The organism is Pedobacter sp. 01T416_2 (assembly GCF_056398925.1).
The window spans coordinates 1-2634 of record NZ_JBFTQI010000792.1; the positions used below are offsets into that span (position 1 = coordinate 1).

General features: G+C 39.9%; 1 protein-coding gene and 1 pseudogene. One reads left to right on the forward strand and one right to left on the reverse strand.

Annotated elements, in window-relative coordinates:
• Positions 1-715, forward strand: a pseudogene (locus tag AC1DPQ_RS24160) (hypothetical protein); the annotation flags it as partial.
• Positions 716-829: 114 nt separating this feature from the next.
• On the opposite strand, the gene amaB reads toward AC1DPQ_RS24160, so the two are convergent.
• Positions 830-2371 carry an L-piperidine-6-carboxylate dehydrogenase gene (gene amaB, locus AC1DPQ_RS24165; protein ID WP_477611126.1) on the reverse strand — a complete coding sequence of 514 codons (1542 nt, stop codon included), beginning with the start codon at positions 2369-2371 and terminating at the stop codon, positions 830-832.
• Positions 2372-2634 lie beyond the last annotated feature (263 nt).

Genomic DNA, 2634 nt, shown 5'->3' on the forward strand with positions numbered 1-2634 from the left:
CACTTATGGTCCGCAGAGTGCTTTTTCTCTCTCTAAATATTCACAGCTAAACCGGTTAAAGCGGATAATGAATAGCAAGAAAAAAGATGATATTAAAGAAAAGCCAGCCGTAATCAGGTACCTGGTTTATACACATGGATTAAAAACGCTGCAACCTTTTACGAAAAAAGATCTCAGTAAAATTGAGGAAAAGATAGATGGCGCAAATAACTACCGTTATAGCATGCGGATTGATAAGGTAGATACAGCATTGGCAATTTTTAAGATTAAAGACGATTTGGTATATGACCAGGGTGTGAATATTACCCTTCAAAATGATGAAAACCAGGTTTTAAACATTAAGGGCTATGATTACCTGATCGAGCTAAGCGGGTATCCAGAGGAAAAAGTTACACGGCTTTACAGTACTGATTTAACAACAAATAAAATCGGATCAAAAATTTCGTTATTGGTTAACAATCAGCCAGCGCTGCATATCGATTTAAAAGAATTATTTGCTCAGGCCACTAAAGCATATAAAAACGGGACTTTAGAAGCTTCGAATAAAAAACAGGAATACTTGTACCCAGCAAAGCTGATGAGCATATCTAAAAATATTAATGGATATAACTATACCATTGTGGTTACTTCATTAGAGGGCACATTTTACGAAAATGATCATAATGATAATTCATGGTTTGAGGCAAAAAGTTATCTGCTCATTAAAAAACTTTAAGTTAACCTATTTCTTAGTAAATGGCCGATCGTTAAACAGATCGGCCGTTTTTGGCTGTAGGTGTTTCTAAAAATCAACACCATTTCGTATAGGTTTACCGCGTTAAGATCGCTTTTACAAATCAAATTTTATCCCCTGTGCTAAAGGCAGCGTGTTCGAATAATTGATGGTATTGGTTTGTCTGCGCATATAAGCTCTCCATGCATCCGATCCGCTTTCCCTGCCACCACCTGTTTCTTTTTCTCCACCAAAAGCACCGCCAATTTCTGCGCCCGAAGTACCAATATTTACATTGGCTATGCCACAGTCAGAGCCTTTAGCCGATAAGAATTGCTCTGCCTCTCTTAAATTCAAAGTCATAATGGCCGATGATAATCCTTGCGGAACGGCATTTTGCAAAGCAATGGCCTCATCTAATGTTTTGTATTTAATCAGATATAAAATCGGCGCAAATGTTTCGTGCTGAACAATCTTAAAATCATTCTGAACTTCGGCAATACATGGTTTTACATAACACCCACTTGTATAGGCATTGCCCGATAAAACGCCGCCCTCTACCACAAAATTGCCACCCTCTTCCTTACATTTTGTAATCGAAGCTAAGTATGCTGCAACCGCATCGGTATCAATCAGCGGTCCCACATGGTTATTTTGATCTAAGGGATCTCCAATACGCAACTGTTCGTAAGCTTTAACCAGTTTAGCGGTAAAAGCATCATATACACTTTCGTGGATAATTAGTCTCCTGGTAGAGGTACAACGCTGGCCTGCGGTACCAACAGCACCGAATACCGCCCCAATTAAACTCATATCTAAATCAGCATGTTCTGAAATGATAATGGCATTATTACYACCAAGTTCAAGCAAACTTTTTCCTAACCTTGCGCCTACTGCAGCGCCAACTGCTTTACCCATACGCGTAGATCCGGTGGCAGAAATTAAAGGGATGCGGCCATCATTTGTCATGAGTTCGCCAACTTCCCTATCGCCTAAAACCAGGTTGCAAACCCCTTCGGCTATATCGTTATCTTTAAAAACCTTTGCAATAATATGTTGACAGGCGATTGCGGTTAGCGGTGTCTTTTCCGATGGTTTCCAGATGCAAACATTGCCACAAACCAGGGCCAGGGCGGTATTCCAGCTCCAAACTGCTACCGGGAAATTAAAGGCAGAAATGATTCCTACAATGCCCAGTGGATGCCATTGCTCGTACATGCGGTGGCTTGGGCGTTCACTGTGCATGGTTAAGCCATAAAGCTGCCTGGATAAACCCACTGCAAAATCACAGATATCGATCATTTCCTGCACTTCACCAAACCCTTCCTGTAAACTTTTCCCCATCTCGTAAGAAACCAGAGTGCCCAATGCGTCCTTATTTTCGCGTAGTGCATCACCAAACTGGCGCACAATTTCTCCTCTTTTTGGAGCCGGAACCGTACGCCATGCTGTAAATGCTTCCTGCGCTTTAAGTACAACAGCGTCATAATCAGCAGCACTGGCAACCTTAGCCGAAGCAATCAGTTTGCCATCAACAGGAGAAAAACTTTCTAATGTATTTACATTAAGTTCGCCGCCCCAATTGCTGCCTGTACTATAGGCGGCGTTGCTCGCATTAATCCCCAGTTTGTTTAAAATGGATTGAATATCTGTAGTCATATATCTAACGATTTACACAAAAAAACAAAAAATTAGCTGAAAGGAGGTCAAATTCTACGCTTTAAATTATTTCCATAATCAATATCTTCCTTTAAGCATAACCAGGTGTAAATAAGGCTATAAATTTGTGTTTTTTGCTTTGCAATATAAATAGCGTAGTTTTCCAAAAGAATAATGATATCAAATTAGACTTCAGTTGTTATAAAATAGAAAGATGAAAATAAAATTATTACTCGTTGCTTTTTTAGGGTTCAGTATTACCC